This is a genomic window from Amycolatopsis sp. NPDC051061, assembly GCF_040682935.1.
GTDB lineage: Bacteria > Actinomycetota > Actinomycetes > Mycobacteriales > Pseudonocardiaceae > Amycolatopsis.
The window spans coordinates 442,470-466,239 of sequence record NZ_JBFBBZ010000001.1; the positions used below are offsets into that span (position 1 = coordinate 442,470).

General features: G+C 70.2%; 21 protein-coding genes. 13 read left to right on the forward strand and 8 right to left on the reverse strand.

Features of this window, described 5'->3' with window-relative positions:
- The first annotated feature begins 1 nt into the window (after position 1).
- Together AB0N03_RS02185 and AB0N03_RS02190 are read left to right on the forward strand one after the other, a co-directional pair.
- Complete coding sequence (locus tag AB0N03_RS02185; protein WP_364363956.1) at positions 2-550, forward strand: hypothetical protein; 549 nt, start codon at positions 2-4, stop codon at positions 548-550.
- Positions 547-1,533 carry a hypothetical protein gene (locus AB0N03_RS02190; protein ID WP_364363959.1) on the forward strand — a complete coding sequence of 329 codons (987 nt, stop codon included), beginning with the start codon at positions 547-549 and terminating at the stop codon, positions 1,531-1,533. Before AB0N03_RS02185 ends, AB0N03_RS02190 begins: the two co-directional genes overlap by 4 nt.
- Before the next feature lie 62 nt (positions 1,534-1,595).
- Here the strand turns inward: AB0N03_RS02190 and AB0N03_RS02195 are convergent, their stop codons facing one another.
- The 6 genes from AB0N03_RS02195 to AB0N03_RS02220 form a co-directional block, all read right to left on the reverse strand.
- Complete coding sequence (locus tag AB0N03_RS02195) at positions 1,596-2,096, reverse strand: putative immunity protein (RefSeq protein ID WP_364363962.1); 501 nt, start codon at positions 2,094-2,096, stop codon at positions 1,596-1,598.
- Between the two features lie 38 nt (positions 2,097-2,134).
- Complete coding sequence (locus tag AB0N03_RS02200) at positions 2,135-3,265, reverse strand: FAD-dependent oxidoreductase (protein WP_364363965.1); 1,131 nt, start codon at positions 3,263-3,265, stop codon at positions 2,135-2,137.
- A complete protein-coding gene (locus tag AB0N03_RS02205) occupies positions 3,262-3,582 on the reverse strand; it encodes a bifunctional 3-phenylpropionate/cinnamic acid dioxygenase ferredoxin subunit (RefSeq protein WP_364363968.1) in 321 nt (106 codons plus the stop codon). The genes AB0N03_RS02200 and AB0N03_RS02205 overlap by 4 nt, the downstream gene beginning before the upstream one ends.
- Before the next feature lie 181 nt (positions 3,583-3,763).
- Positions 3,764-5,422, reverse strand: coding sequence for a choline dehydrogenase (gene betA / locus AB0N03_RS02210; RefSeq protein ID WP_364363970.1), 1,659 nt, complete (start codon positions 5,420-5,422; stop codon positions 3,764-3,766).
- Positions 5,423-5,431: 9 nt separating this feature from the next.
- Entirely contained in the window at positions 5,432-7,000 is a 1,569-nt protein-coding gene (locus AB0N03_RS02215) for an amino acid permease (RefSeq protein WP_364363973.1), read from the reverse strand.
- Positions 7,001-7,127: 127 nt separating this feature from the next.
- Complete coding sequence (locus AB0N03_RS02220; protein ID WP_364363976.1) at positions 7,128-8,555, reverse strand: aldehyde dehydrogenase family protein; 1,428 nt, start codon at positions 8,553-8,555, stop codon at positions 7,128-7,130.
- Positions 8,556-8,646: 91 nt separating this feature from the next.
- On the opposite strand from AB0N03_RS02220, the gene AB0N03_RS02225 reads away from it, so the two are divergent.
- The gene (locus tag AB0N03_RS02225) at positions 8,647-9,225 is read left to right on the forward strand and encodes a TetR family transcriptional regulator (RefSeq protein WP_364363979.1); all 579 of its coding nucleotides are present in this window, start codon (positions 8,647-8,649) and stop codon (positions 9,223-9,225) included.
- A gap of 126 nt (positions 9,226-9,351) precedes the next feature.
- Complete coding sequence (locus AB0N03_RS02230; RefSeq protein WP_364363982.1) at positions 9,352-10,473, forward strand: aromatic ring-hydroxylating dioxygenase subunit alpha; 1,122 nt, start codon at positions 9,352-9,354, stop codon at positions 10,471-10,473.
- On the opposite strand, the gene AB0N03_RS02235 is transcribed toward AB0N03_RS02230, so the two are convergent.
- Positions 10,470-11,117: a GntR family transcriptional regulator gene (locus AB0N03_RS02235; protein WP_364363985.1), complete on the reverse strand. Its 648-nt coding sequence runs from the start codon at positions 11,115-11,117 to the stop codon at positions 10,470-10,472. The genes AB0N03_RS02230 and AB0N03_RS02235 overlap by 4 nt on opposite strands.
- A gap of 73 nt (positions 11,118-11,190) precedes the next feature.
- On the opposite strand from AB0N03_RS02235, the gene glyA reads away from it, so the two are divergent.
- The 8 genes from glyA to AB0N03_RS02275 all read left to right on the forward strand — a co-directional run bounded on the left by glyA (position 11,191) and on the right by AB0N03_RS02275 (position 21,804).
- Positions 11,191-12,468, forward strand: a complete 1,278-nt coding sequence (glyA, locus tag AB0N03_RS02240; RefSeq protein WP_364363988.1) for a serine hydroxymethyltransferase — start codon at positions 11,191-11,193, stop codon at positions 12,466-12,468.
- The gene (locus AB0N03_RS02245; protein ID WP_364363991.1) at positions 12,465-13,679 is read left to right on the forward strand and encodes a sarcosine oxidase subunit beta family protein; all 1,215 of its coding nucleotides are present in this window, start codon (positions 12,465-12,467) and stop codon (positions 13,677-13,679) included. The genes glyA and AB0N03_RS02245 overlap by 4 nt, the downstream gene beginning before the upstream one ends.
- Positions 13,680-13,688: 9 nt before the next feature.
- On the forward strand, positions 13,689-13,967 hold the full coding sequence (locus AB0N03_RS02250; protein WP_364363993.1) for a sarcosine oxidase subunit delta: 279 nt from the start codon (positions 13,689-13,691) through the stop codon (positions 13,965-13,967).
- Entirely contained in the window at positions 13,964-16,501 is a 2,538-nt protein-coding gene (locus AB0N03_RS02255) for a 2Fe-2S iron-sulfur cluster-binding protein (protein WP_364363996.1), read from the forward strand. The genes AB0N03_RS02250 and AB0N03_RS02255 overlap by 4 nt, the downstream gene beginning before the upstream one ends.
- Positions 16,491-16,958, forward strand: a complete 468-nt coding sequence (locus AB0N03_RS02260; RefSeq protein WP_364363999.1) for a sarcosine oxidase subunit gamma family protein — start codon at positions 16,491-16,493, stop codon at positions 16,956-16,958. The genes AB0N03_RS02255 and AB0N03_RS02260 overlap by 11 nt, the downstream gene beginning before the upstream one ends.
- Positions 16,955-17,797 carry a formyltetrahydrofolate deformylase gene (gene purU, locus AB0N03_RS02265; RefSeq protein ID WP_364364002.1) on the forward strand — a complete coding sequence of 281 codons (843 nt, stop codon included), beginning with the start codon at positions 16,955-16,957 and terminating at the stop codon, positions 17,795-17,797. The genes AB0N03_RS02260 and purU overlap by 4 nt, the downstream gene beginning before the upstream one ends.
- A gap of 9 nt (positions 17,798-17,806) precedes the next feature.
- Positions 17,807-20,242, forward strand: a complete 2,436-nt coding sequence (locus AB0N03_RS02270) for an FAD-dependent oxidoreductase (RefSeq protein WP_364364004.1) — start codon at positions 17,807-17,809, stop codon at positions 20,240-20,242.
- 164 nt (positions 20,243-20,406) lie between these two features.
- Positions 20,407-21,804 (forward strand): trypsin-like peptidase domain-containing protein, encoded by a 1,398-nt coding sequence (locus tag AB0N03_RS02275; RefSeq protein ID WP_364364007.1) that lies wholly within the window; start codon positions 20,407-20,409, stop codon positions 21,802-21,804.
- Between the two features lie 4 nt (positions 21,805-21,808).
- Here the strand turns inward: AB0N03_RS02275 and AB0N03_RS02280 are convergent, their stop codons facing one another.
- Complete coding sequence (locus AB0N03_RS02280) at positions 21,809-22,183, reverse strand: MarR family transcriptional regulator (RefSeq protein WP_364364010.1); 375 nt, start codon at positions 22,181-22,183, stop codon at positions 21,809-21,811.
- Between the two features lie 86 nt (positions 22,184-22,269).
- On the opposite strand from AB0N03_RS02280, the gene AB0N03_RS02285 reads away from it, so the two are divergent.
- Positions 22,270-23,727, forward strand: a complete 1,458-nt coding sequence (locus tag AB0N03_RS02285; protein ID WP_364364013.1) for an MFS transporter — start codon at positions 22,270-22,272, stop codon at positions 23,725-23,727.
- The last annotated feature ends 43 nt before the right edge of the window (positions 23,728-23,770 follow it).

Genomic DNA, 23,770 nt, shown 5'->3' on the forward strand with positions numbered 1-23,770 from the left:
CGTGACGACTCCAGCCCAGCACGACCGGGACCAGGCGGAAGCACGCGTGGGCCGGCTCAAGCAGGACCTGCGGGACGGGCTGGCGACCCCGCCCGCCGACGTCGAGGCGATGGACGGGCTCGTCGCGACGGCCCACCGGCTGCTCGACTCCGAGGTGGCGTTCGACGAGGCGAAGCACCGGCTCGCGAACGCCGAGCTCGAGTCGCGGCACGCGGCGACCCAGCGCGCGGTCGTCTACTTCGCGGCCGCGCCGGTGCTGGTGCCGCTGGCGGCCGCGGCGCTGGTGCTGTTCGACGTGCTGTCGCCGGTGTGGCTGCTCGCGCTCGTCCCCCTGTTCGCGGCGGGAGCGTGGATCGGCTTCGGGCCGGTCCGGCGCGTCGGCGACGTCATCCGCGAGCGGACGCGGGCGGCGTGGGCGGGCAGCGTCACGGCCGGGTTGCTGGTGCTGGCGCTGATTCCGTGGTCCGGGGCGGTCGTCTGCACGATCCTGATGGCGCTGGGCGTCGCGGCCACGTGCGGGCTGCTGTGGCGGGAAAGCCGGATCCCATGAGCCACGGCTACGCGACCTACGGCGACGACCCCGAGTTCTCGGCCGACTACGAAGAGCCCGTCGACGAGACGCGGCGCGACCTCGACGAGCTGTTCGCGGCGGTCGACGGGCTGCGCGCGGCCGTCGAGGAGTCCGACGACCGCGCGCGCCAAGACGTCGCCGACCTGACCGAACGGCTCGAAAGTGGTGGCGGGCGCCGGCAGGAAGACCGCATCGACCTGCTCGGCCGGCAGCTGGACCGGCTGCAGCAGCAGGTGCAGGCCCTGGAGCGCGCGGTCCGCGTGTCGGACGGCGTGCCCCAGGTGAACCTCGACGACGTCGGCGCGGAGACCCGGGCGCTCGCGGCGGAGGCGGCGCGCTGGGACGACCTGCACAAGGAGCTGGTCACGAAGGAGCAGCGGGCGCGGTACGAGGAGGAGATCTCGCGCCTTTCGTCGGTGCACGCGGCGTGGTCCCGATGCGATGCCGACCTGCTGGAAGTGATGCGCGTCCTGGCTTCGACGGACCGCGCCTCCCGGGCCCGAGGGGACGCGGATTCGTCGTTGCGGGCGTTGTCGACGCGGCGCCGGACGCTGCTGGACGAGGAGATCCCGGCGGCGACTTCGGCGGCGGACCAGGCGCGGCTGGCGTTGCGCGAGGCGGACGCGGTCGAGGCGCGGATCGTGCCCCAGCTGGAGCGCGCCGAGCGAGCGTGGCACGACCTGCAGGTGCGGTTGCGGACCCGGATCACGGACGCGCTGGGCTCGAACGCGCTGCTGCCGACGTGGTTCGGCCACGCGTTGGGGGTGGCGCCACCGGTCGGTGCCGCGGGAGACGCGTGGATCCGGACGGCGGCGGCGGTGCTGGCGTACCGGGTGACGTTCGGGATCGTGGACCCGGCGTTGCCGCTGGGCCCGCCGGCTTCCGACGACGCGGACACGACCGAGCGTCGCTGGACCTGGCGAGCGCGGCTGGAGTCCGACCTCGACGAGCTCGCCCTCTAGCCCCAAAGCCGTGAAGGCCTCCTTCACGGCCATAAGAGCCGGTAAGGAGGCCTTCACGGCTTTCAGCCGCGGAGGGCCGACTCCAGGCGGCGGTGTAGCTCGCCGAGGCGGGATTTGCCTGGTTTGCCGGGTGGGAAGCGGCGCAGGAGTTCGCGCACCTCGGGTGGTGCGTGGTCGAGGGCCCAGCTGATCTCGGCTGAGGCGTCGCCGTCGGCGAGTTCGTACGCCAACGCCGTCTGCTGCGCGGGGCCGACGATGTGCTTCACCTGGTGCGGCGACGCCAACGGGTGCAGGTAGGCCGCTCCCGCCGCGGCGACTGCCGCGCGGGCGGCGGCTGAAGCGACCGGGTCGGAAGTCGCGCCGGCGGCCGCAAGCGCGGCCCACGCCGCCGTGCGAAGCAGCTTCGTGCGCGCAGCGCCCGAAGCGAACTCTCGCGCCGCCGAGATCGCCGAAGCCGGGCGGGGGTCGCCGGGGACCCGCGACTCGTACAGCGGCAGCGCCCGCGAAGCGCAGTCGGCGGCCCAGCCCGTCAAGGCCCGCAGCTCGTCCAGAGTCAGCTCCATGTGGGTGAAGCGTATCTTTGAAACCCCGGTTGAGACTTTCAGACGGCCGCCGGAAGGCGAAGCGGACGACGCAGGCGGTTGAACAGCTTTGCGTTGTTCAGCGCGAACACTCCGACCGTCGAGCCGTCGCGCTCCCAGACAGCCACGAACGATGACGACGACGGATCGCCGTCGACGAACGTCAAAGCGTCGCCCGGACGCGGGTGCCCGGCCAGCTGCAACGTCCCCGAATACTGGTCCGACCACACATACCCGCTGGGCGTGTACGTGCGCGACGTCCGCCCCGCCAGCAGGTTGGCCACCGCGACCGGCGCCTGCTCCGACGCGTTCGTCCAGTGCTCGTGCCGCCGTCCCCCGTACCGGGCCACATCGCCGACCGCGACCACCGAAGGCAGCTCCGTGACCAGGCCCGCGTCCACGCAGACGCCGTTGCCGACCTTCAACCCCGACCCGGCCAGCCACTCCGTCGCCGGGGTCATGCCGACGCCCGTCACGACCACGTCGGCCGGCACCAGCGAACCGTCGGCCAGGTGGACGCCGGCCGCGGACATGCCTTCGACCCGGACGCCGCAGCGCAGGTCCGTGCCGTGCTCGGCGTGCAGCCGGGCGCAGACGGCCGCCAGCTCGGGCCCCAGGACCGGTGCGAGTGGTGCAGGCAAAGCTTCCAGGACGACCACGTCGAGCCCCAGCGAACGGCACGTCGAGGCCACCTCGGCCCCGATGAACCCGGCCCCGACGATCACCACGCGAACCCCGGGCACCAAAGCCGCGCGCAACGCGAGAGCGTCGTCGATCGTCCGCAGCGGGTAAGCGTCTTCGAAGCCCGGCAAGGTGCGCGCCCGGCCGCCGGTCGCGATGATGACGCCGTCCGCGTGCACCGATCCGCCGTCCGACAGCAGCACTCGACGCGCAGCGGGCTCCAAAGCCGTGGCTCGCACGCCGAGCCGGAAGTCCAAAGCCAGCGAGGCGAGGTCCCCCGCGTCGAGCAGCTCCAGCGAAGCGGCCGACGCCGTCCCGGCGAGGAACGCCTTCGACAGCGGCGGCCGGTCGTAGGGTAGGTGCGGCTCGTCGCCGATCAGCACGACACCGCCGTCGTAGCCCTGCGCGCGCAGCTCCTGTGCGGCGCGGACCCCGGCGAGCGAAGCGCCGACGACCGCGACGCGCTTCACGCCGCGTCCTCGCGAGCCACGCCCTGGACGTAGATGACGCCTTCGTCGACGACGACCGAGTACGTGCGCACCGGCTCCTTCGCCGGCAGGCAGCTCGGCACGCCCGTGCGCAGGTCGAACAGCGCCGCGTGCAGCGGGCACTCGACGAAGCAGCCTTCGAGCCAGCCGTCGGCCAGGGAGGCGTCCTGGTGGGTGCACGTGTCGTCGATGGCGTACAGCTCCCCGTCCTCGGTGTTGAACACCGCGATGGCGGGCGGCCCCGGGATCCGGACGGACTCACCCGGGGGCAGCTCGTCCACGGTGCATGCGCGAATCATGAGTCCTCCGAGACTGTTGCGCATTGGGGAACATCAACTGTGATCCGCAACAAAGTCTGAGTCCCCTGAAGAGCGTCGTCAAGGGGGTACGCCCCGGTAGTTTCGTTACCCGGTAACGGGTATTCCGGGCATGCCGAAGGCCCGTACCGAGGATGGCGGTACGGGCGCTGCGACGTCCGGGCTAGTTCTCCCCGTGCCGGTAGAACGGCGTCTTGATCGGGGCCAGCGGGGTGTTGCCGAGGATGAGGTCGGCCGCCTTCTCGGCGGTCATCATCACCGGCGCGTAGATGTTGCCGTTGGGGATGTAGGGCATGACCGACGCGTCGACGACGCGCAGGCCCTCGGTGCCGTGCACCCGCATGGTCTGCGGGTCGACGACGGACTTCTCGTCCACGCCCATCTTCGCGGTGCACGACGGGTGCAGCGCGGTCTCGGCGTCCTTGGCGACCCAGTCGAGGATCTCCTCGTCCGTGTCGACCGACGGTCCCGGCGAGATCTCCCCGCCGTTGTACGGCTCCAGCGCGGACTGGTTGAGGATCTTCCGCGCCACCCGCACGGCCTCGACCCATTCGCGACGGTCGTTCTCCGTGGACAGGTAGTTGAACTTGAGCGCCGGGTGCTGCCGCGGGTCGGTCGAAGTGATCTTCACCGTGCCGCGCGTGTCGGCGTACATCGGGCCGACGTGCACCTGGTAGCCGTGGCCTTCCGTGGGCGCCGAACCGTCGTAGCGGATCGCCACCGGCAGGAAGTGGAACATCAGGTTCGGGTACTTCACCTCGTCGTTGGACCGGACGAAGCCGCCGCCCTCGAAGTGGTTCGTCGCGGCCGGCCCGGACCGCAGGAACAGCCACTGCGCGCCGATGAAGGGCCGCTTCCACTTCGCGAGCGACGGCTGCATCGACACCGGCTGCTTGCAGGAGTACTGGATGTACACCTCCAGGTGATCCTGGAGGTTCTCGCCGACGCCCGGCAGGTCCTTCACGACGTCGATGCCGAGCTTCTCCAGGTCGGCCGCGTTGCCGACGCCGGAGAGCTGCAGCAGCTGCGGGCTGTTGATCGCGCCGCCGCAGAGGATGATCTCCTTGCCGTACACCTCGCCCGGCATGCCCCGGCCCTCGGCGTATTCGACGCCGATCGCGCGCGTGCCCTCGAAGAGGATCTGCGACACGAACGCGTGCGTCTTCACCGTGAGGTTGGGCCGGTTCTCCACCGGGTGCAGGTAGGCGCCCGCCGCCGACAGCCGCCGTCCTTTCCGGACGTTGCGGTCGAAGGCCGCGAAGCCTTCCTGCCGGTAGCCGTTGACGTCGTCGGTGCGCGGGTAACCCGCCTGCTCGGCGGCGTCGAAGAAGGCCTGGAACAAGGGATTCGACGCCGGGCCCCGCTCGAGTTCGAGGGGCCCGTCATGCCCGCGCCACTGCCCGTCGGGAGCGTCCGCGAGGCAGTTCTCCATGCGGTTGAAGTAGGGCAGGCAGTGCGCGTAGTCCCAAGTGGACATTCCCGCGTCGCCGGCCCAGCGCTCGTAGTCCAGCGGGTTGCCGCGCTGGAAGATCATCCCGTTGATGCTGGAGGACCCGCCGAGCACTTTGCCGCGCGCGTGGTAGATGCGGCGGCGGTTCAGGTGCGGCTCGGGCTCGCTGCGGTAACCCCAGTCGTAGAACTTCGACCCGATCGGGAACGTCAGCGCGGCCGGCATGTGGATGAAGACGTCCCACTTGTAGTCGGACCGCCCGGCTTCCAGGACCAGGACCTTGTTCGACGGGTCCGCGGAAAGCCGGTTCGCCAGCGCGCAGCCCGCCGAACCGCCGCCGACGATGACGAAGTCGTAGGGATCGGAACTCATGCGTCCTCCTCAGCCGGGCAGTGAATCCGGGGCGCTGTCGGGCATGTGCTCGGGGCTCGTGTGCGACGAACCCCAGGTGCGGCGCCGGACGTACAGCATGATCGCACCGATGATCACGATCAGCCCGGTGACGATCACCGCGCCCCACTGGAAGTACCAGTGGTCGGCGCCGTAGACCTCGGCGCGCGGCCAGATCAGGTTGACCGTCATCGCGCCGCCGTAGACGACCGCGACGAGGTTCACCAGCGTGCCCCAGCGGCCCAGCTTGAAGTACGGGCCGTGCCCGGGGCGCGGCCACTGCCCGCGCAGGCGGCGCAGCAGCATCGGGCCGGTGACCATCAGGTAGGGGATGTAGAACAGGATGATCGCGGTCGAGGTCAGGATGAAGAACGCCCGCTGGTTGCCCAGGTTGATCAGCAGCACGACGACGGTGAGGCCACCGGTGAGCAGGGCGGGCAGGACCGGCGTCTTGGAGCGCGGCGACACCTTCGCCAGCGCCTTGCTGAACGGCAGCCGGCCGTCGCGGGCCATCGCCCACGCCATCCGGATCGCCGCGGTCTGCACGGCGAGGCAGCACACGGTGATCGCGATCGCCGAGCAGATGAGGAAGGCGTTGCCCAGCCCGGTGCCGAGGGTGCTCTTCAACAGGTACGGCATGCCGGACGTGCTCAGCTCTTCGGCGTTGATGTCGCCGACGGCCATCATGCCGACCAGCATCACCAGGCCGCCGACGATGAACGACGCCGTGATCGCCCGCAGGATCGCGCGCGGCGCGTGCTTGCGCGGCTGGGTCGTCTCTTCCGCGAGCGAGCCCGCGGTGTCGAAGCCGTAGAAGACGTACGCGCTCATCAGCGACGCCACCAGGAACGCCCCGAGGTACCCGAGTGAGTGACCGTCACCCGTGGCGTGCGTCTCGAAGACCACCTGGGGGCCGCGTTTGATGTGGATGGCCAGCGCGATGATCAGCAGGATGACCGCGGACAGCTCCACCGCGACGCCGAAGTTGTTGATCTTCGCCATCAGCTTGACGCCGATGACGTTCACGATGGTGGCGAACACGACCAGCACCAGGGCCAGGATGATGGCGTTCTGCGCGCCGCCGGGGGTCGACGTCAGGCCGGCGTCGGAGTCGCTGCCGACGATCTGGAACGCGGTCGAGACCTGCGGCAGGATGATCTGGTAGGCGACCGCGACGGCGCCCGCCGTGACGATCGCGCCGATGATCATGATCCAGCCGGCCAGCCACGACGTCGCGGGCTTCGCGATCTGTTTCGCCCATTGGTACACCGACCCGGCGAGCGGGAACTGGCCGGCGAGCTCGGCGAAGCACAGCGCGACCGCGAGCTGGCCGAGGAAGACCAGCGGCCAGGTCCAGATGAACGCCGGCCCGCCCGAGGCGAAGCCGAAGAAGAACAGCTGGAACACGCCGGTCATGATCGAGATGTAGGAGAACCCGGCGGCGAAGCTGGAGAAGGAGCCCAGGGAGCGTTCGAGCTCCTGGCGGTAGCCGAACTTCTCGAGGTCGGAGCTGTCGTCCGGGGCAGGCCCCCCGCCCGCCGGCTTTTCTTGCGTGGTCATGGCAACGTCCTCACATCGTGGGTGGGGGAGGGGATCGGTGAAGCTTATTCAGCTGTCGCCCGCCGCATGACATTCGCGGAGACCGGCAGTGTGCGCGCGGGGCGCGGCGGGCTGACCAGAATAAGCTTCAGCCCTTGAACCAGTGCTGCGGAACCGGATCGATGTTCTGGTAGACGTGCTTGTGCTCCTGGTACTCCGCCAGCCCGGACGGTCCGAGCTCGCGGCCGATGCCGGACTTCCCGAACCCGCCCCACTCCGCCTGCGGCAGGTAAGGGTGGTAGTCGTTGATCCACACGGTGCCGTGGCGCAGGGCCCCGGCGACCCGCTGGGCGCGGGACGCGTCCGACGTCCACACGGCCCCGGCGAGCCCGTACTCGGTGTCGTTGGCCAGCGCGATCGCGTCGGCCTCGTCGGCGAAGCGTTCCACGGTGACGACCGGCCCGAAGACCTCTTCCCGGACGATCGCCATGTCCCGGGTGCAGTCGCTGAACACGGTCGGCCGCAGGAAGAAACCGCTTTCGTACTCGGCGCCTTCCGGTCGCTTCCCGCCGGCCCGGAGCGTCGCGCCTTCGGCGAGAGCGCTTTCGATGTACCCCTCGACCTTGGCGCGGTGCTGCGCCGAGACGAGCGGGCCCGTCTCGGTCGCGGGGTCGAGGCCGTCGCCGACCCGGATCTTCTCGGCGCGCGCGGCGAGGTCCGCCACGAACCGGTCATGGAGCTCATCCTGGATGATCAAGCGCGCGCCCGCTGAGCAGACCTGTCCCGAATGGACGAACGCGGCCATCAGCGCGTAGTCGAGGGCGGTGTCGTAGTCGGCGTCGGCGAAGACCACGTTCGGGTTCTTGCCGCCGAGTTCGAGGGCGACCCGGCGGACGCCCTTCGCGGCGGCCGCCATGATCTTCTCGCCGGTCGCGTAGCCGCCGGTGAAGGAGACCAGGTCCACGGCCGGGTGCTCGACCATCGCGGCGCCGACGTGACCCGGCCCGAGCAGCAGGTTGACGACGCCGGGCGGCACGCCGGCCTCCTCGAGGAGGGCGACGAGCTTGATCGTGGTCAGCGGCGTGACCTCGCTGGGCTTGAGCACGATCGTGTTGCCCGCGGCCAGGGCGGGCGCGACCTTCCAGGACATCTGGAGCAGCGGGTAGTTCCACGGCGCGATGAGCGCGCAGACGCCGACCGGCTCGTGCACGATCCGGCTGACGACGGTCGCGCTGCCCGCGTCGACCAGGCGTCCGGCGTCCTTGCCGGCGAGGTCGGCGTAGTAGCGGAAGACGTTGGTCACGTCGTCGATGTCGATGCGGCCTTCGCCCAGCGTCTTGCCGGTGTCGAGGCTCTCGGTGCGGGCGAGTTCTTCGCGGTCGCGGACGAGCAGGCCGGCTACGCGCCGGAGCAGTTCGCCGCGTTCGGTGGCAGTGGTCTGCCGCCACGGGCCCTCGTCGAAGGCCCGCCGCGCGGCTCTGACCGCGGCGTCGACCTCCTCGCGCCCGGCTTCGGCGACCTGCTCGATCACCTGGCCGGTCGCGGGATTCAGTACGTCGAGGTAGCGGTCCGTCATGCGGCCCTTCCCGGATCGGTAGTGGCTGCTCAGTGCTTGGAGTGCGTACATTTGTACGCGAAGCGTGTACAGATGTCCACAAGGGGGCTCGATGGCGAAGACCGAACCCGGCGCGACGCGGCGCCGTGGTCCGAACGACCCCGAACGGCGGGCGCGGATCGCCAAGGCGGCGATCGAGGTCGTCGCTCAGCGAGGGATCGACGGGGTCACGCACCGCTCGGTCGCGGCGGCGGCCGGCGTCCCGCTCGGCTCGACGACCTACCACTTCGCGACGCTGGACGACCTCCTGGAGGTCGCTCTGCACGAGGCGGCCGAGAAGAACGTCCACGCGCTGAAGGAGTGGGAGTCCGGGCTCCCACCGGATGCCGATTTCGCCGCGGCGCTCGCCGACCTGGTCATGGGCTACATCAACGAGCAGTACCGCGACACCGTCGTCGAGTACGACCTGTACGTCGCCGCCCTGCACCGGCCGGCGCTGCGCAAGGCGAGCGCGGCCTGGGACGACGCCCTGATCGCGTTCTTCGGCATCCGCACGGACGCGCTCACCGGCCGGCTCCTGGCGGGGTTGTTCTGCGGCCTCCTGATGCAGGCGGCCTTGGCCGACCCCCGCCCGACCCGGGCGGAGATCGAAACACTGTTCCGGCGGGCGATCGACGGCCCGATGATCTGAACTCCCGGTGGTAGCCGAAAAACCCGTCTTGACAGCCGTCCGCGGCGGCAGTCACTCTGTTCCGGAGTGAGCAACAAGACGCGTTCTGCGCAACTCCGGAACTGATCCGCGGAGAGGACCACGCCGGTGACCACTACCGATCTCCCGCCGAGCCTGCTGGCCACCCTGCCGGGCTCCGCCTACACCGATCCGGCGATCTTCGCGCTGGAGCAGGCGAAGATCTTCGAGGCCGACTGGTTCTGCGCCGTGCGCAGCGCCGACCTCGCCGGGCCCGGCTCGTTCGAGACCGTCCGGATAGGCAAGGAAAGCGTGCTCGTCTCGCGCGGCCGGGACGGGAAGCTGAACGCGTTCCTCAACGTCTGCCGCCACCGCGGCGCCCGGCTCTGCACGTCCGAAACCGGTACCGTCAAGCGTGCCTTCCAGTGCCCGTACCACGCCTGGACCTACGGCCTCGACGGCAAGCTCATCGCCGCGCCCAACCTCACCGGCATGCCGGACGTCGACCGCACGACGTTCGGCCTCACCAAGCTCCCCCTGCGCGAGTGGCTCGGCTACGCCTGGGTCTGCCTGGCCGACGAGCCGCCGTCGTTCGACGAGACCGTCGTCGGCGCCGTCACCGAACGGCTCGGCGGCGCGCAGGAGATCGACGCCTACGGCATCGACGGCCTCGCGCTCGGCAAGCGCATCGAGTACGACGTGAAGGCGAACTGGAAGCAGATCATCGAGAACTTCATGGAGTGCTACCACTGCGCGACGATCCACCCCGAGCTCACCGAGGTCCTCCCGGAGTTCGCCGACGGGTACGCCGCGCAGTACTACGTCGGCCACGGCGCCGAGTTCGGCGGCGAAGTCCAGGGCTTCACCATCGACGGCGGCGAGGGCGTCGACCGCCTCCCCGGCGTCTCCGAGGCGCAGGACCGCAAGTACTACGCCATCACCGTCAAGCCGGGCGTCTTCGTCAACCTCGTCCCGGACCACGTGATCTTCCACCGGATGTTCCCGCTGGCCCCCGACCGGACGCTGGTGCGCTGCGACTGGCTGTACCTGCCCGAGGTCGTCGAGTCGGGCACGGACCTGTCCCGCTCGGTGGAGCTGTTCCATCGCGTCAACCAGCAGGACTTCGAAGCCTGCGAACGCTGCCAGCTCGCCATGGACTCGCGCTCGTACGCCAACGGCGGGGTGCTCGTGCCCAGCGAGCACCACATCGGTGCGTTCCACGACTGGGTCCGCACGCGCTTGGGTCTCTAGATCAAGGCACGGATGGCCGCTTCGAACCCGGTGACGTGCTCCAGTGTCAGCGCGGCGGCCTTCTCGGCGTCGCCCTCGATGATCGCGGTGAGGAGCGGGACGTGCTCGTCGACGTGGCCGGCCATCCCGGACAGCCGGGGCACGAACACGCACCAGATCCGCGTCGCGAGGTTGTCGTACCGGATCAGCGTGTCCTCGAGGAACGGGTTGTGCACGCACCGGTAGATCGCCCGGTGCAGGGCGAGATCGGTGCGCAGCAGCTCGGCGTTGTCCCCGGCCGGGACGCCGGCGTCGAGCCGCGCGCGCAGCTCGGTCAGCGTCGCCCGGTCGGCCTCGGTCGCGCGCTCGGCCGCGGCGGCCGTGGCCATCGGCTCCAGCGTCCGCCGGACCTCGGAGATGTGCGCGAGGTCGGAGATGTGGACGTCGGTGGCGAACGTCCCGCGCCGCGGGTAAGCGACGACCAGCCGCTCCGACTCGAGGCGCTTCAGCGCTTCGCGGATCGGCGTGCGGCCCATGCCGAGGGTGGTGCCGAGCTCGTCCTCGTTGAGGGGGGAGCCCGGGGGGATGTCGAGCATGACGAGCTGGTCGCGGACGAAGCGGTACGCCTGTTCCGCGAGCGACGGGGGATTGACCTGGGGGTGCACGCCGCTTAGCCTACATCGACGATTGATATATCAGAAGTCGACCAGACGACATCTTGATCAGACGGAGTTCTTGATGACCGCGACGATCGACCAGCACGTGCTCAACCGGTCCCTGGCCGACTACGACCCGGCGGTGGCCGAAGCGATCGGCGCCGAGCTGCACCGGCAGCAGTCGACGCTCGAGATGATCGCGTCCGAGAACTTCGCCCCGCTGAGCGTGCTGCAGGCGCAGGGCTCGGTGCTCACCAACAAGTACGCCGAGGGCTACCCCGGACGTCGTTACTACGGCGGCTGCGAGCACGTCGACGTGCTCGAACAGCTCGCCATCGACCGCGTCAAGGCGCTGTTCGGCGCGGGGTTCGCCAACGTCCAGCCGCACTCGGGCGCCCAGGCCAACGCCGCCGCGATGGCCGCGCTCATCAAGCCCGGCGACAAGATCCTCGGCCTCTCGCTCGCCCACGGCGGCCACCTGACCCACGGCATGCGGATCAACTTCTCCGGCCTGCTCTACGACGTCGCGGCCTACGAAGTGTCCGAAAAGGACTTCCGGGTCGACATGGCCGAGGTCGCGCGCCTCGCCCGCGAGCACCGGCCGAAGCTGATCATCGCCGGCTGGTCGGCTTACCCGCGTCAGCTGGACTTCGCCCGCTTCCGCGAGATCGCCGACGAGGTCGGCGCGTACCTGCTGGTCGACATGGCCCACTTCGCCGGGCTGGTCGCCACCGGCCTGCACCCGTCGCCGGTGCCGCACGCCCACGTCACCACGACGACCACGCACAAGACCCTCGGCGGTCCGCGCGGCGGAGTCATCCTGACCAACGACGCGGCGCTGGCCAAGAAGGTCAACTCGGCGGTGTTCCCCGGCCAGCAGGGTGGCCCACTGGAGCACGTCATCGCCGCCAAGGCCGTCGCCTTCAAGATGGCTTCCGAACCCGAGTTCGTCGAACGCCAGCAGCGCACCCTGCGCGGCGCGAAACTCCTGGCCGAGCGGTTGCTGACCGTCGACGGCATCTCCGTGCTGACCGGCGGCACCGACGTTCACCTGGTGCTCGCCGACCTGCGCGACTCCGAGCTGGACGGCAAGCAGGCCGAGGACCGGCTCCACGAAGTCGGCATCACCGTGAACCGCAACGCCGTCCCGTTCGACCCGCGGCCGCCGATGGTCACCTCGGGTCTGCGGATCGGGACGCCGGCCCTGGCCACCCGCGGCTTCGGCGGCACCGAGTTCCGCGAAGCCGCCGACGTCATCGCCGAAGCGCTCAAGCCCGGCTACGACGTCGAGAAGCTGCGCGCCCGCGTCACCGCGCTCGCCGAAGCGTTCCCGCTGTACCCCGCGGAGGAGGGCCGATGACCGACCTGCCGGACCACCCGGACTTCCTCTGGACCGACCCGGAGCCTCGCAAAACGTACGATGTCGTCATCGTCGGTGGCGGCGGGCACGGCCTCGCCACCGCGTACTACCTGGCCAAGGTGCACGGCATCACGAACGTCGCCGTGCTGGAGAAGGGCTGGCTCGCGGGCGGCAACATGGCCCGCAACACCACGATCATCCGCTCGAACTACCTCTGGGACGAGAGTTCCGGCATCTACGAGCACTCCCTCAAGCTGTGGGAAGGCCTCGAAGAGGACCTCGGCTACCCGATCCTGTTCAGCCAGCGCGGGGTGCTGAACCTCGCGCACAGCCTGCAGGACGTCCGCGACAGCGTCCGCCGCGTCGAAGCCAACAAGCTCAACGGCATCGACGCCGAATGGGTGGACGCGGCCGGCGTCAAGGAGATTTGCCCGATCGTCAACACCTCCCCGGACGTCCGGTATCCGGTGCTCGGCGCGACCTTCCAGCCGCGCGCGGGCATCGCGAAGCACGACTACGTGGCTTGGGGCTTCGCCCGCGCCGCGCACGAGCTGGGCGTCGATCTCATCCAGAACTGCGAGGTCACCGGCATCTCCACGGTGAACGGGCGGGTGACCGCGGTCGAAACGAGCAGGGGCCGGATCGCCGCGGGCAAGGTCGCGCTGTGCGCCGCCGGGCACTCGTCGGTGCTGGCCCGCATGGTCGGTCTCGACCTGCCGCTCGTGTCGCACCCGTTGCAGGCGCTGGTGTCCGAGCTGCTGGAGCCGATCCACCCGACGGTCGTCATGTCGAACGCCGTGCACGTCTACGTTTCCCAGGCGCACAAGGGCGAACTCGTGATGGGCGCCGGCATCGACAGCTACAACGGCTACGGCCAGCGCGGCTCGTTCCACATCATCGAGCAGCAGATGGCCGCCGCGCTGGAGCTGTTCCCGGTGTTCGCACGGGCGCACCTGCTGCGGACGTGGGCCGGGGTCGTCGACGTCAGCCCGGACGCGTCGCCGATCGTCGGGCTCACCCCGGTCGAGAACCTGTTCCTCAACTGCGGCTGGGGCACCGGCGGTTTCAAGGCCACGCCGGGGGTCGGTGACGTCTTCGCGGCGACCATCGCGCGGGGCAAGCCGCACGAGTACGCCGAACCGTTCACCCTCGACCGGTTCACCACCGGTGCCCTCGTCGACGAGCACGGCGCCGCCGCCGTGGCCCACTAGGAGTCTTCGATGCAGTTGATCCCCTGCCCGTGGTGCGGGCCGCGTGAGGAAGCCGAATTCCACTACGGCGGCCAGGCCCACGTCGCCTACCCCGACGACCCGGCCGCACTGTCCGATGAGGACTGGGCGAAGTTCGTCTTCTTCCGCGCCAACCCCAGCGGGCCGTTCGCCGAGCGCTGGAGCCACTCCGCGGGGTGCCGCCGGTGGTTCAACGCCGTCCGCGACACCCGTACCCACGACCTGAAGGCGGTCTACCGCCTCGACGAACCCCGGCCGGTGATCCCGTGACCCGGCTGTCCGGCATCCCGCTCAAGTTCACCTTCGACGGCCGCGAGCTGACCGGTTTCCTCGGCGACACCCTGGCTTCCGCGTTGCTGGCCAACGGCATCCACCGGGTCGCGACCAGCATCAAGTACGGCCGGCCGCGCGGCATCGTCGGCGCCGGCGTCGAGGACTCCAACGCGCTGGTCCAGATCGAAGCGCCGTTCCCGGAGCCGATGCTGTCCGCGACGACGGTCGAACTGTACGACGGTCTGGTCGCACGTGGCCTGCGCGGTCAAGGCCGGCTGGCCGCCGAGCCCGACCCGGCCCGCTACGACGCGAAGCACGCCCACTGCGATGTCTTGGTCATCGGCGCCGGGCCCGCGGGCCGCGCGGCCGCTGCCGCCGCGGAAGGGCGCGTGCTCCTCGTCGACGACCAGCCCGGCGGCGAGGCGCCCGAAGGAGCCCGGTTCCTCTCGCGGACCACGGCGTTCGGCATCTACGACGACGGGTTCGTGCTCGCCTTGGAACGCCGGAGCGAGACTGCGGCCCCCGAACGGATCTCGCGGCAGCGGGTCTGGCGGATCCGGGCGAAGCGGATCGTCATCGCCACCGGCGCCCACGAACGGCCGATCGTCTTCCCGGACAACGACCGCCCGGGCATCATGCTCGCGTCCGCCGCACGCACTTACCTGAACCGGTACGGCGTGCTGGCCGGGCAGCGTGTGGTCGTGTTCACCACCAACGACTCCGCGTACGACGCCGCCTCCGAGCTGGCCGAGGCCGGGGCGGAAATCGTGCGGATCGTCGACGCCCGCGCGGGCTACGGCGTCATCGGCACCGACGGCGACTCCCACATCACCGCTGCCCACGTCGCTCCGCTGGGATCGATGGAGGGGGAGCGGGTCGAGTGCGACCTGCTGCTCGTGTCCGGCGGCTGGAACCCGGCCGTGCACCTGTTCAGCCAGGCCCGCGGCAAGCTCCGGTACGCCGCCGAGCTGGGCGCGTACGTCCCGGACGGCGACCTGCCGACGGTGAGCGTCGTCGGAGCGGCGGCGGGAGAAGGCTTGCCGGAGGCGAAGATCCTCTGGCAGGTGCCTGCCCCGGAGTCCGAAGTGGACACCCGGTTCGTCGACCAGCAGCGCGACGCGACCGTGTCCGACGCCCTGCGCGCCACCGGCGCCGGGTTGCGGTCGCTGGAGCACATCAAGCGCTACACGACCATCGGCACCGCGCACGACCAGGGCAAGACGTCGGGCATGCTCGCCGCCGGCATCACCGCCGAAGCCCTCGGTGTCGACTTGGCGACCCAGCGCCCGACGACGTTCCGGCCGCCGTACACGCCGGTGCCGTTCGCCGCGCTGGCCGGGCGGAACCGCGGTGACCTGCACGATCCCGTGCGCGTCACGGCGATCCACCCGTGGCACGTCGAGCACGGCGCCGAGTTCGAGAACGTCGGCCAGTGGAAGCGGCCGTGGTACTACCCGCGGCCCGGGGAGTCGATGCACGACGCCGTCCGGCGTGAATGCCGCGCGGCGCGCAACGACGTCGCCTTGATGGACGGATCGACGCTCGGCAAGATCGACGTCCAGGGCCCGGACGCCGGCTGGTTCCTCGACATGCTCTACACGAACATGATGAGCAACCTGCGCGTCGGCAGGATCCGCTACGGCGTCATGTGTGGCGTCGACGGCATGGTGATCGACGACGGCACGGTCATCCGCGTCGCCGAGGACCGGTTTCTCGTCACCACCACGACCGGCAACGCGGCGATGGTCCTCGAGTGGATGGAGGAGTGGCTCCAAACCGAGTGGCCGCACCTCGACGTCTTCGCGACGTCGGTCACCGAGCACTGGGCCACGATTCCGCTGGTCGGCCCTCGCTCGCGGGAAGTCCTCGGCGCGCTGGCGCCGGACCTCGACGTCAGCAACGACGCCTTCGGGTTCATGACCTGGCGCGACGCCGAGGTCGCCGGGATCGCCGCCCGCGTCTGCCGGATCAGCTTCTCCGGCGAGCTGGCGTACGAGATCAACGTCCCGTCGTGGTACGGGCTCGCGCTGTGGGAGTCCATAGTGGACTTGGGTGCCACGCCGTACGGCACCGAGACCATGCACGTCCTGCGCGCCGAGAAGGGCTACCCGATCATCGGCCAGGACACCGACGGCACGGTCACCCCGCAGGACCTCGGGATGTCCTGGGCGGTGTCGAAGAAGAAGGCCGACTTCATCGGCAAGCGTTCCTTTGCCCGCGCCGAGAACAACCGGCCGGACCGCAAGCAGCTCGTCGGCCTGGTGCCGGTGGACCCGTCGGTACTGCTGCCCGAAGGTTCGCAGATCATCGAGTCCGACGTTGTCCCCGAACCGCCGGTGCGGATGCTCGGCCACGTCACCTCCGGCTACGACAGCGCGGCCCTCGGCCGGACGTTCGCGCTGGCCCTGGTGCGATCGGGCCGCGAGCGGATCGGCGAAACGCTGTACGTGCCGGTCGGCGACCAGGTGGTCCCGGTGACCGTGACCGAATCCGTGCTCTTCGACAAGGAAGGAGCCCGCCGTGACGGTTGACGCGGTCGAAGAACCGTTCCGCACCCAGCTCACCGTCCGCCTCCGCGAGGGCGACACGCTCCTCGGCGTCGCCTTGCCCGGCCCGTGCACGTTCACCAGCGGCAACGGCGTCGACATCCTCTGGATGGGCCCGGACGAGTACCTCGTGCTCGCCGAGCCCGGTCGCCAAGCCGAGCTGGAAGTGGCACTTTCACGGGAATGCGCCGCCGTCGTGGATGTCTCGGCGCAGCGCAACGTCGTGCGGCTGACCGGTGAGCACGCGCGGGATGTCCTGGCGCACGGGTGCTCGATCGACTTGGCGGTGTCGCCGCCGGGTACGTGCGTACAGACGCTGTTCGCCCGCACCGGGATCGTGCTCATGGTCCGGGACGAGGGCTGCACGATCCTCGTCCGGCAGTCGTTCGCCGGGTATTTCACCGCGTGGCTGGCCGATGCGAGCCTGGAGTACGTCTCGTGACCTTCACCTTGACGCTCAAGTGCCCCGAGCGCTCGGGCATCGTGCACGCCGTCACGACGTTCCTCGTCGGGCAGGGCTGTGACATCGTCGAGCACCAGCAGTTCGACGACGACGTCCGCGGCTCGCTGTTCCTGCGCACGTCGTTCACGTGCGCCGAAGAGTCCACAGTGGATGACATGACGCGCGCGTTCGCCCCGGTCGCCGGGGACTTCGGGATGGAGTTCGGGTTCTCCGACGGGACACCGCCGCGGATCCTCGTGATGGTCTCGAAGTTCGGGCACTGCCTCAACGACCTGTTGTTCCGGTGGCGCGCCGGCGGGCTCGGCGCCGAGATCGCTGTGGTCGTCTCGAACCACGAAGACCTGCGCCCGATGTGCGAGGCGGCCGGCGTCCCGTTCGAGCACGTGCCGGTGACGCCGGAGACCAAGCCCGAAGCCGAGCAGCGGCTGCTCGACCTGGTCGGGGAGTACGAAGTGGACTTGATCGTGCTCGCGCGGTACATGCAGGTGCTGTCCAACGAGCTGTGCCAGAAGCTCGAGGGCCGCGCGATCAACATCCACCACTCGTTCCTGCCCGGGTTCAAGGGTGCCAAGCCCTACCACCAGGCCTACGACCGCGGCGTGAAGTACGTGGGCGCGACCGCGCACTACGTCACGCCCGACCTCGACGAGGGCCCGATCATCGAGCAGGAGGTCCAGCGCGTCGACCACACGTACTCGCCGCGCGAGCTGGTGACCGTCGGCCGCGACGCCGAAGCTCTCGCCCTCTCCCGCGCGGTCCGCTGGCACTGCGAACGCCGCGTCCTGCTCAACGGCAACAGCACCGTCGTCTTCCGTTAGGAGTCCGCCATGACCGCACCGCGAGTCGTGATCATCGGCGCCGGCATCGTCGGCGCGAACCTGGCTGACGAGCTGACCACCCGAGGCTGGTCCGACGTCACCGTCCTCGACCAGGGCCCGCTGCCGCGCACCGGCGGGTCGACGTCGCACGCGCCCGGCCTGGTGTTCCAGACCAACGCGTCCAAGACGATGACGGAGTTCGCGAAGTACACCGTCTCGAAGTTCCTGGAGCTGGACTGTTTCCTGCCGGTCGGCGGCATGGAGGTCGCGACGACACCGGCGCGCTGGGAGGACCTCAAGCGCAAGCACGGCTGGGCGACGTCGTGGGGCGTGCCCGGCTCGCTCATCGACGCCGACGAGTGCGTCAGCCGGTGGCCGCTGCTCGACGGTTCCCGGATCTTCGGCGCGCTGCACACCCCGACCGACGGCCTCGCGCGGGCGGCCAAGGCGGTCGAGGTGCTGATTTCCCGGGCGACGTCCCGAGGTGCTCGGTTCATCGGGTCGACGCGCGTCACCGACGTCTTGCAGGAAGGCGGGCGCGTCACCGGCGTCCGGACCGACCGGGGCGACTTCCCGGCCGACGTCGTCGTGTCGTGCGCCGGGTTCTGGGGACGCGAGATCGGCGCGATGGTGGGCATGGACGTGCCGCTGCTGCCGCTGGCGCACCAGTACGTCCGGACCGGGCAGGTCGGGGAGCTCGTCGGGCGCAACATCGAGGAAGTCGAAGCGAGCCTGCCGATCCTGCGCCACCAGAACCAGGATCTCTACTTCCGCGAGCACGTCGACCGGATCGGCATCGGCTCCTACGCGCACCGGCCGATGCCGGTCGAAGTGTCCACATTGGACCCGTCGGTGACCGGGACGGCCATGCCGTCGATGCTGCCCTTCACCGAGGACGACTTCGCGCCGTCGTGGGAGGAGAGCAAGCTGCTGTTGCCCGCGCTGCGGCAGACCAAGGTCGAGGAGGGCTTCAACGGGATCTTCTCGTTCACCCCGGACGGCCAGTCGCTGGTCGGCGAGTCGGCCGACGTCCGCGGCTTCTGGCTCGCCGAGGCGGTGTGGGTGACGCACTCCGCGGGCATCGCCAAGGCCGTCGCCGAGCTGCTCGTCGACGGGCACTCCGAGACCGACCTGCACGAGGTGGACGTCCACCGCTTCGAGGACGTCCAGCTCGCGCCCTCGTACGTGAGTGAGACTTCGCAGCAGAACTTCGTCGAGGTGTACGACATCCTGCACCCGTTGCAGCCCAAGCTTTCCCCGCGCGATCTGCGCGTGACGCCGTTCCACGCGCGGCAGCGCGAGCTGGGCGCGGTGTTCCTGGAGGCGGGCGGTTGGGAGCGGCCGCACTGGTTTGAGGCCAACGCGCCGCTGCTGAAGAAGCTGCCGCACGACGCGCTCCCGCCGGCGCGGGACACGTGGTCGGCGCAGTTCCACTCGCCCATCGCGGCGGCCGAGGCGTGGCACACGCGCAACGGTGTGGCGCTGTACGACATGACGCCACTGAAGCGCGTGGAGATCAGCGGAAGTGGGTCACTGGAGTTTTTACAGTCACTGAACACAAATCAGCTGGAGAAATCGGTCGGGTCGGTCACCTACACGCTGATGCTGGACGAAGCGGGCGGCATCCGCAGCGACGTCACGGTGGCGCGGCTCGGGCCGGAGCGGTTCCAGGTCGGGATCAACGGCAACATCGACGTCGACCACTTCGTGAAGCACGCGCCGCCTGGGGTGCAGGTCCGGGACATCACCGGCGGGACGTGCTGCATCGGCGTCTGGGGGCCGCGGGCGCGCGACCTCGTGCAGCCGCTGAGCCGGGAAGACTTCTCGCACACCGGGCTGAAGTACTTCCGGGCCCGCGAGGCGCGGATCGCCGGGGTCCCGGTCGTCGCGATGCGGCTGTCCTACGTGGGCGAACTCGGCTGGGAGATCTACACGAGCGCGGACAACGGTCTCCGGCTGTGGGACGCGCTGTGGGCGGCCGGGCAGCCGCTGGGCGTCATCGCGGCCGGGCGGGCGGCGTTCAACAGCCTGCGGCTGGAGAAGGGCTACCGGCTGTGGGGCACCGACATGACGACCGAGCACGACCCGTACGAGGCCGGCGTGGGCTTCGCCGTGCGTCCGGCGAAGGGGGACTTCCTCGGACGCGCGGCGATCGACGGCCGCGGCGAGGAAACCGCGGCCCGGCGGCTACGGTGCCTGACGATCGACGACGGCCGCACGGTCGTGCTGGGCAAGGAACCGGTGTACGTCGACGGCGTCGCTTCGGGCTACGTCACGAGCGCGGCGTACGGGTACACCGTGGGCCGGCCGATTGCCTACGCGTGGCTCCCGGCGTCGGCGGACGTCGGGAGCAGCGTGGAGATCGAGTACTTCGGCCGCCGGGTCGCGGCCACCGTGGCCGCCGAGCCGCTGGTCGACCCCGGCATGGAACGGATCCGGCGGTGAGCCGTGCGTGACCGGGCCGACCGCGGCACAGTGGACGTCCGGAAGGGATAAGTCCAGGCACCTCGGGTACATCCACAGCAAGTCCACGGAACCACGCCAGGAAATTCTCAGGATCGAGGCGTTTCCTGGAACCGCAGGTGACGTGCCGAGGGCTGGAGCTGTGCATGAGCGAGTACGACCGAGGACCGCAGGGCGGCGGCGAGTACCCGTACGGCTACGGCCAGGGCGAGCACTCGCCGGGTCAGGGCTACTACGACCAGCAGCAGTACTACGGACAGCAGCCCTACGACCAGCAGGCCTACGGCCAACAGCCGTACGGCCAGGCTCGTGACCAGTGGGGCCGCCCGTACCCGCCGCAGTACACCCAGCCCCAGGGCTACTACGGCCATGAGGGGCACCCTCATGGCTATTACGGCCGGCCGGGTGCCCCTCATGGCTACCCGCCGCCCGTTCCGCAGCCGCCGCGCAGGCGGCCCTTTCGCGCCCTGACCGTCGCCGTCGTCGCGGTGGCCGTCGCCGTGGTCGCCGGGCTCGGGATCGGGCACCTCATCTCCTCGAACAGCCCCTCCGCGAGCGGCAACCAGAACTTCGGCTTCTCCGGACAGCCCAGCGCGTCGGCCACCGCGCTCGACGCCGACGCCGTGGCCGCGAAGGTCAACCCGGCCATCGTCAACGTCAACACCGAGCTGGGCCTGCAGGGCGCCGCCGCGGCCGGCACCGGCATCGTGCTCACCCCGGACGGCGAGGTGCTCACGAACAACCACGTCGTCGCCGGCGCGACCAGCATCAAGGTCACCAGCATCGGCACCGGCGACACCTACCAGGCGCACGTCGTGGGGTACGACCGCAGCGAGGACGTCGCGGTCATCCAGCTCGAAGACGCGTCCGGCCTGCCCACCGCGAGCATCGGCGACTCGTCGACCGTCAAGGTCGGCGACCAGATCCTCGGCCTCGGCAACGCGGGCGGCAAGGGCGGCGACCCCGTGCCCGCGCCCGGCACGGTGACCGCGCTGGACCAGTCGATCACCGCCTCCGACGAGTCCAGCGGGTCGTCCGAGCAGCTCACCGGGCTGATCCAGGTGCGCGCGAACATCGAGTCCGGTGACTCCGGCGGCCCGCTCGTCAACGCGAACGCGCAGGTCATCGGCGTCGACACCGCCGCGTCCACCGGCTATCAGCTCAACGGCCGCCGCAGCGGCGCCGGCGGCCAGGGCTTCGCCATCCCCATCAACCAGGCCATCGACATCGCGCACCGGATCGTCGCGGGCACCGCGTCGGACAAGATCCACATCGGCAAGACGGCGTTCATCGGCGTCTCGGTCTCCGACGGCCAGGGCGCCCGGATCCGCGACGTCGTCGCGCGCGGGCCGGCGCAGCAGGCGGGCCTCGCGGCCGGGGACGTGATCACCGCGATCGACGGCAAGGCGATCGATTCGGCGACGGCGCTGACGAACGTGATGGACACCCACCACCCGGGCGACAAGCTGACGCTGACGGTGACCAGCGCCGCCGGCGGTCAGCAGCAGGTGCCGGTGACGGCGGCCGAGGGGCCGGTGGGCTGAGCGGTCAGCTCAGCGTTTCGTTGAGCACCTCGCGGTGCGTCCGCTTCGCCGCGAGGTACCGCTCGCGGCCGGCGTCGGTGATGGTCACGAAGATCCCGCGCCGGTCCAGCTCGCACAGCGCGCGCTCGACCAGGCCCTCCTTCTCGAGGCGGGCGACCAGCCGGGACGTGGCGCTCTGGCTGAGATGGATGGCGCCGGTGAGGTCGGCCGAGCGGCACTTGAAGTCGCAGGTCGCGAGCCGTTCGAGGGCCTCGAACTCGTTCGCGCCGATCCCGTGGCGCTCCTGCAGGCGGCATTCGAGCGCGGTGAACACGGCCGAGTAGCGGGCCAGCAACTCGTGCCACTCCTGGACCAGACCCTGTTCAGCGACGTCGCTCACGGCGACCAACCTAGCATGCACGGACATCAGATGCAAACGCATTAAATGCATCGACATTAGATGCGTGTGCATGTACTGTCGCCGACATGAGTTCTTCCGTGTCCTTGTCCACCACCTCGACCCGGTGGGACGCACGTCTCTGGGGTGTCCTGCTCACCGTTTCGATCGTCATCGGTCTCGACGCGCTCGACGTGTCGATGGTCGGGGTCGCGCTCCCCGCCATCCAGGCCGACCTCGGCTTGTCCACCAACGCGCTGCAATGGGTCGTCAGCGGCTACGTCCTGGGGTACGGCGGGCTGCTGCTGCTCGGCGGGCGCACCGCCGACCTGCTCGGCCGCCGCCGCGTGTTCCTCGTGGCCGTCGCCGTGTTCGCGCTGGCTTCGCTGCTCGGCGGCCTCGTCGACGACGGCGCGCTGCTGATCGCGAGCCGCTTCATCAAGGGCCTGGCGGCGGCGTTCACCGCCCCGGCCGCGCTGTCCATCATCACCACGACGTTCCAGGAAGGCCCGGCCCGCAACAAGGCGATCAGCATCTTCGCCGTGTTCGGCGCGAGCGGGTACTCCGCCGGGCTCGTGTTCTCCGGCCTGCTGACCGAGGTCGGCTGGCGCTGGACGTTCCTGCTGCCCGCGCCGATCGCCCTGGTCGCGTTCATCGCGGCGTGGAAGCTGATCCCGACCTACCGGCGGGAAGAGGGCCGCGGCTACGACTTCCCGGGCGCCATCACCGGCGCGGCCGGCTCGCTGCTGCTGGTGTTCGGCGTCGTCGAGGCGCCCGAGATCGGCTGGGCCGCACCGCGCACGCTGATCACGTTCGTCGTCGCGCTCGCCCTGCTGGTGACGTTCGTGGTCATCGAGAAACGCAGCCCCCACCCCCTGCTGCGCCTGGGGATCCTTCGCGCCGGGCCGCTCGCTCGCGCGAACCTCGGCGGCGCGCTGTTCTTCGGCGCGTACATCGGGTTCCAGTTCGTCGTGATGCTGTACCTGCAGCGGGTGCTCGGCTGGTCGGCGCTGCAGACGGCGCTCGGCTTCCTGCCGGCGGCGCTGATCGTGGCGTTCGGCTCGCCGCGCATCGAGCCGCTGATCGACCGCGTCGGCACCCCGCGCACGATCTTCGCGGGCGTCGTCGCGCACGTGCTGGGTTACGCGCTGTTCCTGCGGGTGGACGAGCACTCGGGGTACGCGGGTTTCGTGCTGCCCAGCATGATCCTGCTCGGCATCGGCTTCACGCTGGCGTTCTCCTCGCTGAACATCCAGGCCACGGCCGGGATCCCGGACAGCGAGCAGGGGCTGGCGGGCGGCCTGCTGAACACGTCGTTGCAGGTGGGCGGCGCGATCGGCCTCGCGGTGGTGACGGCGGTCCTGACCGCCAACGGCGGCGGTGAAGCTTCGCCCGCGGCGCTGCTCACCGGCTTGACGCCGGCGTTGAGCGTGGTCACCGGGATCGCGGTGCTGGGGTTGCTGATCGCGATCAGCGGCCTGATGGCCCGAAAGCGCGAGGCCGAGGTTCCGGTCGTCGAGCCGGAGTTGGCCGCCGTCGCGGACTGACCCCAGCGCCCCAATGTGGCCTTCGGTGCGTTGAACGCACCGA

What these genes read in the sequence shown, in the direction of transcription:
- AB0N03_RS02285 (WP_364364013.1), top strand. Translation starts at nt 22,270, where the DNA reads ATGAGTTCTTCCGTGTCCTTGTCCACCACCTCGACCCGGTGGGACGCA.
- AB0N03_RS02205 (WP_364363968.1), bottom strand. Translation starts at nt 3,582, where the DNA reads ATGATTCGCGCATGCACCGTGGACGAGCTGCCCCCGGGTGAGTCCGTC.
- AB0N03_RS02275 (WP_364364007.1), top strand. Translation starts at nt 20,407, where the DNA reads ATGAGCGAGTACGACCGAGGACCGCAGGGCGGCGGCGAGTACCCGTAC.
- AB0N03_RS02225 (WP_364363979.1), top strand. Translation starts at nt 8,647, where the DNA reads ATGGCGAAGACCGAACCCGGCGCGACGCGGCGCCGTGGTCCGAACGAC.
- AB0N03_RS02220 (WP_364363976.1), bottom strand. Translation starts at nt 8,555, where the DNA reads ATGACGGACCGCTACCTCGACGTACTGAATCCCGCGACCGGCCAGGTG.
- AB0N03_RS02270 (WP_364364004.1), top strand. Translation starts at nt 17,807, where the DNA reads ATGACCGCACCGCGAGTCGTGATCATCGGCGCCGGCATCGTCGGCGCG.
- AB0N03_RS02195 (WP_364363962.1), bottom strand. Translation starts at nt 2,096, where the DNA reads ATGGAGCTGACTCTGGACGAGCTGCGGGCCTTGACGGGCTGGGCCGCC.
- glyA (WP_364363988.1), top strand. Translation starts at nt 11,191, where the DNA reads ATGACCGCGACGATCGACCAGCACGTGCTCAACCGGTCCCTGGCCGAC.
- AB0N03_RS02190 (WP_364363959.1), top strand. Translation starts at nt 547, where the DNA reads ATGAGCCACGGCTACGCGACCTACGGCGACGACCCCGAGTTCTCGGCC.
- AB0N03_RS02250 (WP_364363993.1), top strand. Translation starts at nt 13,689, where the DNA reads ATGCAGTTGATCCCCTGCCCGTGGTGCGGGCCGCGTGAGGAAGCCGAA.
- AB0N03_RS02245 (WP_364363991.1), top strand. Translation starts at nt 12,465, where the DNA reads ATGACCGACCTGCCGGACCACCCGGACTTCCTCTGGACCGACCCGGAG.
- betA (WP_364363970.1), bottom strand. Translation starts at nt 5,422, where the DNA reads ATGAGTTCCGATCCCTACGACTTCGTCATCGTCGGCGGCGGTTCGGCG.
- AB0N03_RS02215 (WP_364363973.1), bottom strand. Translation starts at nt 7,000, where the DNA reads ATGACCACGCAAGAAAAGCCGGCGGGCGGGGGGCCTGCCCCGGACGAC.